Annotated in this window: 5 protein-coding genes; all 5 read left to right on the top strand. The window is 69.1% G+C overall.

The features are described 5' to 3' along the window. Positions 1–2,697: amino acid adenylation domain-containing protein (locus Q8814_RS23000; protein WP_330154292.1), on the top strand; the 2,697-nt coding region annotated here is incomplete at its 5' end. Further along, a complete protein-coding gene (locus Q8814_RS22995; RefSeq protein WP_330154291.1) occupies positions 2,694–3,347 on the top strand; it encodes a DUF6875 domain-containing protein in 654 nt (217 codons plus the stop codon). The genes Q8814_RS23000 and Q8814_RS22995, both read left to right, overlap by 4 nt. 34 nt (positions 3,348–3,381) lie before the next feature. After that, positions 3,382–4,335 (top strand): LysR substrate-binding domain-containing protein, encoded by a 954-nt coding sequence (locus tag Q8814_RS22990; protein WP_330154290.1) that lies wholly within the window; start codon positions 3,382–3,384, stop codon positions 4,333–4,335. A gap of 134 nt (positions 4,336–4,469) precedes the next feature. After that, complete coding sequence (locus tag Q8814_RS22985) at positions 4,470–5,807, top strand: MFS transporter (RefSeq protein WP_330154289.1); 1,338 nt, start codon at positions 4,470–4,472, stop codon at positions 5,805–5,807. A 3-nt stretch (positions 5,808–5,810) separates the two neighbouring features. Continuing rightward, positions 5,811–7,676 (top strand): FAD-dependent oxidoreductase (locus Q8814_RS22980; RefSeq protein WP_330154288.1); only part of this gene is annotated, 1,866 nt, incomplete at its 3' end.

The following is a 7,676-nucleotide window of genomic DNA, read 5'->3' as shown; positions in this document are numbered from 1 at the left end:
GACCTGTACCTGGCGGTGAGCGAAAACGTCGACAGCGACTGCGCGCCTGCGGGAGTGACCGCGTCCTTCGGATTCGCCACCGACATCTTCGACGCGACCACGGTCGCGACGTTCGCCGCGAGGTTCGTGCGCCTGCTCGATGCGCTCGTGGCCCGGCCGGCACGACCGGTCGGCGAGGTCGAGGTATTGGGGACCGCCGAGCGGGAGAGCCTGGTTCCCGTCGCCGGGTCCGCGGATCACGAACCCGTCACGCTGGCCGATCTTTTCGCCCGCTCGGCCGCACTCGACCCGGCAGCGGTCGCGCTCGTCGACGAAGACCGGCGCATCACCTACGGCGAACTCGACGCACGCTCGAACCGGCTGGCGCACCGCCTCGTCGACCGCGGCATCGGCCCGGACTCCGTGGTCGCGGTCGCACTGACCCGGTCGCTGGAGTCGGTGCTCGCGATGTGGGCCGTCGCGAAGGCAGGAGCGGCGTTCCTGCCCGTCGACCCGCACTACCCGCCCACCCGTATCGAGCACATGCTCACGGACTCCGGTGTCGCAGCGGGCATCACAACCGAGCGGTGGCGTCCGCAGCTGCCCGCCGCCGCGTGGATCGTGCTCGACGGCACCGACGGCACCGACGGCACCGACGGCACGATCACCCACAGGGACCGGACCGCGCCGCTGCGCGCCGAGCACGCCGCGTACGTCATCTACACCTCCGGCTCCACCGGAACCCCGAAGGGCGTCGTCGTCACCCATACCGGACTGGCGAATCTCGTGGCCGAGCAGCGTACCCGATTCCGGCTCGGCCCCGACGCGCGGGTTCTGCATTTCGCCTCCCCGAGCTTCGACGCGGCCGTCCTCGAACAACTGTGGGCCCTTGCCACCGGAGGCACCCTCGTGATCACCCCGCCCACCGTGTACGGCGGCGCCGAACTCGCGGAAGTCATTGCCCGCGAAGAAGTCACGCACGTAGCGCTGACGCCCTCGGTGCTCGCCACGCTGGACCCCGCGGATCTCGGCTGCGTACGCACCGTCGTGGTCGGCGGGGAAGCCTGCCCACCCGAACTGGTGTCGCGCTGGGCGCCGGGACGACGCATGGTCAACACGTACGGACCCGCCGAAGCCACGATCCAGACCAACGCCGGTCACCCGCTGTCCGCCGACGAGCCGGTCACGCTCGGCGGTCCCATCCGCGGCGTCACCGAACTCGTCCTCGACGCCCGCCTGCGTCCCGTGCCCACCGGGGTGGTGGGTGAGCTGTACCTCGGTGGACCGGCCCTGGCGCGCGGCTACCGGAACCGCAGCGGCGTGACCGCGTCGCGGTTCGTCGCCGACCCGTTCGGAACACCCGGTCGCCGCATGTATCGCACCGGTGACCTCGTGCGATGGCGGCACAGCGCGGACGGGACGCTCACCCTCGAGTACGTCGGCCGCGCCGACCTGCAGGTCAAGGTCCGCGGGTTCCGCATCGAACTCGGCGAAATCGAATCGATCCTGCTCGACTGCCCCGGCGTGGACCGTGCCGTTGTCACCGCGCGCGGGGATCGCCTGGACGGATATGTCGTGCCCGCGACCGGTGCCGTGCTCGAACCGGCCGCGGTGCGGGCCCACGCCGAACGCCGGCTCGCCCCCCACCTGGTGCCCGCCACCGTGACCACCCTCGAAGCCGTGCCCGTCACGCCGAACGGCAAACTCGACCGCGCCGCGCTGCCCGCGCCCGATCTCACCGTCGGCCGGCCTCCGTACCGGGCGCCGCGCACGGCAGCGGAAACCGCAGTGACCGCCGCGTTCTGCGCAGCTCTCGGAATCGACACGGTCGGGCTCGACGACAACTATTTCGCACTCGGCGGGACCTCACTGGGCGCGACCGGTGTCGCCACCGCCTTGGCCGACGCGGTCGGCGGCCAGGTACCGGTGCAGTGGATCTTCACGCACCCCACTCCCGAATCCCTCGCACAGCGAATCGAAGAGGGCCCCGGCGACGAGAACGCCCGCTCCCTCGATGTCCTGTTGCCGCTGCGCGCGACCGGATCGGGCGACCCGTTGTTCTGCGTGCACCCGGCGGTCGGTCTCGCGTGGTGTTTCGCGGCGCTCGCGCCGCACGTGGGGGACCGGCCCGTCTACGGTCTGCAGTCCCCGATGTTCACCGAGCCCGACCGGCGGTTCACGACGCTCGCCGAACTCGCTTCCGTGTACGTCGATCGGATCCGGTCGGTGCAACCGCACGGGCCCTACCACCTGCTGGGCTACTCGGTGGGCGGGCAGATCGCCCACGAGATCGCGGCGCAGCTCACCGCGGCGGGCGACGAGATCGCGTCGCTGACCATGCTCGACACCCACCTGTCGCGGGGGCCGGTCACGCCCCCGAGCGCCGAGCTGATCGCAGCGGAGACACGCGACACCGCACCGTTCGGCACGGTCACCGCGGAACAACTCGACGTCGTGCGATCCGTCTTCGGGCGGACCGTCGACCTCGCGATCGCGCACACCCCGGCCCGGGTTCCCGGCGCGCTGTTGTTCTTCGAATCCGCCGACGCCGCCGCGAGCGGCCTGCCGTCACCCACCGAGTCGTGGCGGCCGCACATCGGCGGAGAACTCCACCACCACCGCGTGCCGGTGTCGCATCTGCATCTGACCGGCGCGCTCGCGCTGGACCACATCACTCCCGTCCTCGCACGTCACCTCGAGAAAGGCTCCTGGTCATGACCGACCGTCTCCCCTCAGCCGACACCCTCCGCGGACGTCGATCGGGCATCGAACCGGTCAGCGTGTTCGACGAGATCCGCCCCGACGAACATCCCCGTACGGGCGAGTTGCGCCGCTGGGCGGTCGAGTTCCTGTGCCGGCCCCATGAGGATCTGGGTCGCACCGGACCGGTGTGCCCCTTCGCGGCCCCGTCGATCGGCCGCGGTCTGTTCTGGGCAGTGTTCGTCGAAGGCGACATCGACGAGGACCGCATGCGGGAGATCGCGGACGACATGGCCGAGTTGTTCGCCGACCTGCCCCCGCAATCCGGGTCCGACGCGGCGCTCAAGGCGCTGGTGGTGGTCTTTCCCGACGTCACCGACTTCGAGGTCGTCGACCGGGTGCAGGGCGATCGGAAGTCCGGTTTCGTCACCGACGGGCTGATGCTGGGCCAGTTCTACCCGGGTTGCACCGTCTCCGGGTTGCGCAACAGCGAGTTCCGGGCCCTGGACGCACCTTTGCCCATGCTCGCGGTGCGGCACATGGTGGGCTCCGACTTCCCGTTCCTTACCTCGGACCGGGAGTGGATTCTCGCGTACCTGAAGAAGTTCGCGGCGACCGTGCCGTCGATGGTCCGGGGCCACATCGCAGATCGGATCGTGGTGTCCTGAACCACGTCCACCGTGTCCGGATACGGTTGGCCGTATGGCCAGGATGGACGGCGTGCCCGCATACACGATGCGCCAGCTCGCGGCATTCGTCGCGGTCGCCGAGTGGGGCACGATCACCGCGGCTTCCGATGCGCTGCACATGTCCCATTCGGCGGTGTCGGCCGCGATCACGGACCTGGAGAAGGCGCTCGACGCGAAACTGTTCGTGCGGCAGCGGGCGCGCGGTGTGAAGCTCACACCTACGGGCCACGCGGTGCTCGACCGCGCGAAAATGCTGCTGCATCACGCATCCGAACTGCAGAACGATGCCCACTCGGAGGCCGGGTCGGTTGCCGGTCCCGTCGCGGTGGGGTGCTACCCCTCGCTCGGACCCACGCTGCTGCCGTCACTGATCGCCGAATTCACGCGCACTCATCCGCGGGCCCGCGTGGATTTCCGGGAGGACACGCAGAACCGGCTCCGGATCCTGCTCGATTCCCACGATCTCGATGTGGCCTTCCTCTACGACCTCGAGCTCGAGTCCGGCCTCGAAACGGTGACGCTCGATGTCCGATACCCCATGGTGCTGCTCGCGGGCGGCCATCCGCTGGCCGACGCGGCCGCGGTCCGGTTGCGCGACCTGGCCGACGAGCCGATGGTGCTGCTCGACGCGCCTCCCAGTTCCGGGCACGCCCTGAATGTGTGCGCCGAAGCCGGATTCACGCCGACGATCGGATACCGGACCCAGAATTTCGAGNCCGCTCGGTCGTTCGTGGGCAGAGGTCTGGGCTGGACGCTGCTCCTGCAACGGCCGGCGGTGGATGTCACCTACGAGGGGCTGCCCCTTGCCCTCCGCGCCATCGTCGACCCGACGCCCGGTCCCGTGAAGGTGGTGCTCGGATGGCGGCGAGATGCTCAACCGAGTCGAGTGGCCCAGACTTTTGTCGATTTCGTCGTTGCCGCTCAGAGTCCTCCTAGTGTCCCTGACCAGGACCAAAGACATCTTTGACGGTTTTTCCGTGAATGATCCACCGATTTATGCGCTTTCCAAACTATTGTGACCGCCCTCATGATGCTTCTAGCGCGTCCGAACGCTCGTTAACCGGACCGCATCCAGTTCATCTCGCCGGAGGGCACCCCCATATGACCGTCCTTGACACGACGACACAGCCGTCGGCCAAAGCGGCGCGCAAAGCCGCGCTCGGCAGCTTCGTCGGCACCGCCATCGAGTGGTACGACTTCTTCATCTACGGCACCGCCGCGGCGCTCGTGCTCGGACCCCAGTTCTTTCCGAACTCCTCCGATGTCGCCGGCACCCTGGCGGCGTTCGCGACCCTTGCCGTCGGATTCATCGCCCGTCCGATCGGGGGCGTGGTCATGGGCCATTTCGGCGACAAGATCGGCCGCAAGTCGATGCTGGTGGCGTCCCTGCTGCTGATGGGTTTTGCGACCGTCGCGATCGGCCTGCTGCCGAACTACGCGGCGATCGGCGTCGCCGCCCCGATCCTGCTCGTGGCGCTGCGCTTCATCCAGGGCCTCGGCGTCGGTGGCGAATGGGGTGGTGCGGTGCTCGTCGCCACGGAGAACGCCCCCGCCGGTAAGCGTGGCCTGTACGGCGCGGCACCTCAGCTGGGTGTGCCCGCCGGGGTGCTGCTGGCCAACCTGGTCTACCTGCCGATGACGATGTTCCTCAGCGACGAGGCGTTCAACTCGTGGGGCTGGCGCGTTCCGTTCCTGGCCTCGGCCGTCCTCGTCTTCGTCGCCATGTGGATTCGTCTCGGTCTCGAGGAGAGCGCCGAATTCAAGGCATCCAAGGACGCGCCCGCCCCGGTCGACGAGAAGATGCCGATCATCGAGGTGCTCACCCAGCACTGGAAGACCGTCCTGCTGGCCGGTGGCACGTTCATCGCGACCAACGGCATCGCCTACGCCTACATGGTCTACGTCCTCAAGTACGGCGAAACCCAGCTCGGCTACAGCAAGACCGCGATGTTGACTCTGCTCATCGCCTCCTGCCCCTTCTGGATGGCCGGTATGGCGTACAGCGCCTGGCGGTCGGACCTCGTGGGTCGCCGCACCATCTACATCAAGGCGTCCTCGGCGCTCGTCGTCGCCGCCGCACTGTTCTTCCCCCTCATGGACACCGCGATCCTGCCGGTGATGTTCCTGGCCATGATCACGCTGGGGTTCACCCTCGGCTGCTGCGCCGGACCGCAGTCCGCGCTGTTCGCCGAGTTGTTCCCCGCCAAGATCCGCTACAGCGGTGCATCACTCGGCTACCAGGTCGGTGCCATCCTCGGCGGCGGTCTCGCCCCGATGGTCGCGACCTCGCTGTTCGCCGCGACCGGAACCTCGATGGCCATCACCGGTTACTTCGTGCTGATCGCCCTGATCAGCCTCCTGAGCATCCTGCTCCTGCGCGTGCCCTCCGCAGGCACGAGCACCGAGCAGGCACAGTCCCCCTCGCAGGAAGGTGTCTGACCCATGTCGACCTACTACCAGCCTCCCAAGTACCCCGCGTCGACCTTCGAGTCGATGACGCCGTCCGACGAGACGCTGCCCGTCGTCATCGTGGGCGCCGGACCGGTCGGCATGGCCACCGCGCTCGGGCTCGCTCAGCGCGGCATCCCGGTCACGATCATCGAGGCCGCCGACCAGGTGTCCTTCGGTAGCCGCGCCATCTGCATCTCCCGGCACAGCCTCGAAGCCGCCGGCCGCCTCGGATTCGGTGCCGAACTCGAGAAGATCGTGCTCCCGTGGGTCGGTGGGCGCAGCTTCTACCGCGACCAGCAGGTGCTGCACTTCCAGATGCCGCAGCGCGACTTCGACGTGCGCCCGCCCATGATCAACGTCTCCCAGTCGGAGTTCGAGCAGATCATGGTCGACACCCTCGAGCAGAACCCGCTCATCACCCTGCACTGGCAGGCGTCCATCGCCGGCATCCTGCGCAGCGACGACGAGGTCACCCTCGAGATCGACACCGCCGACGGCAAGCGACTCCTGCGCGCCCGGTACGTCGTCGCCGCCGACGGAGGTCGCAGCCGCATGCGCGAGCTTGCCGGCCTGCGTCTGCAGGGCACCAGCTACGAGGGCCGCTACGTCATCGCCGACATCCACTGGGAGTCGGACCTGCCGGCCGAGCGCATGGTGTGGTTCGACCCGCCGAGCAACCCCGGCTCGACGATCATCATGCACAAGCAGCCCGGCAACATCTGGCGCATCGACTACCAGCTCGACCCGTCCGAGGACGCCGAGATCGAGACCCAGGAAGACGCCATCCGGGCTCGCATCGCCAAGCACCTCGACTGGCTGCAGAACGACCTGCCGTGGACCCTCGAATGGAAGGGCTTCTACAGCGCCCGCGCCCTCGCGCTCGAAGAGTTCACCCACGATCGGCTCCTGTTCGCCGGCGACGCGGCCCACCTCGTGCCGATCTTCGGTGTGCGCGGCCTGAACTCGGGCATGGAAGACGCCGAGACCCTCGCCTGGCAGCTCGCCGCCGTCATCCACGGCAACGCCGAACCTGCTCTGCTGCAGTCGTACTCGTTCGAGCGGCACAACGCCTGGGAACAGAACGTCGCCAATGCCGGCAAGTCCACCCTCATCATGAGCCCGGGCAGCCACGGCCACCGCACCACCCGCGACGCCGTGCTCGCGCTCGCGGTCGGCCGCCCGGAGTTCGGGCACCTGATCAACCCGCGTCAGTCCAGCGCCACCCACGCCCGGCTGTCACCACTGACGTGGTCCGTCGCCCCGGGCACCGACGGCGTCCTGCCCGGCGACCCGGTCGAGGACCGCCGGATCACGGTCGTCACCGACGGCGGAGCGGTCGAAAGCTCGCTGAACCTCGCCCGCGGCACCGGCTTCGCGGTGATCGGCTTCGGGCTCGACGAGGCCGGCAGCGCCGCCCTCGCAGTCGCCGCGGCCGAACTCGGGCAGTCCCTGTCGCCGGAGAGCGTGCGCGCGCTCGCCGTGAACAGCGCTGCTGCCGAGGGTGTCACGGTCCTCGAAGCGTCCGACCTCGCCGCCGCCCTCGGCGCCACGGCCGGTGAAGCATTCGTGGTCCGCCCCGACGGCCTGCTCCTGTGCCGGGTTCCGGTGGCCGAATTGTCCGGTGTGGCCGTCGCCCTGCGCGCCGGCAAGGCTCCCGAGGGTGCCGCCCTGCCGGCACGTCCGGCCGAGCAGATCACCGAGCAGGAGCAGCGTCGCGAGAACGTGTGGCTGGCGTTGTCCACGGCCCTCGACCAGGCCGACGAGACCGATCGGGAAGGGTTCCTGACGCGCCTCGCCCTGATGCTCGGCTCGCAGGTCGACCAGCGGGCGTTCTCCGAAGCCGTCGCCGCCGCGTCC

It is taken from the genome of Rhodococcus chondri (assembly GCF_036327435.1).
In the GTDB taxonomy this organism is placed as follows: domain Bacteria; phylum Actinomycetota; class Actinomycetes; order Mycobacteriales; family Mycobacteriaceae; genus Rhodococcus; species Rhodococcus chondri.
The sequence above is the reverse complement of the archived record's forward strand: the minus strand, read 5'-3'. Positions and strand labels throughout refer to the sequence as shown.

Coding starts and splice junctions, on each gene's coding strand:
- Q8814_RS22995 (WP_330154291.1), top strand. CDS start 2,694: ATGACCGACCGTCTCCCCTCAGCCGACACCCTCCGCGGACGTCGATCG.
- Q8814_RS22985 (WP_330154289.1), top strand. CDS start 4,470: ATGACCGTCCTTGACACGACGACACAGCCGTCGGCCAAAGCGGCGCGC.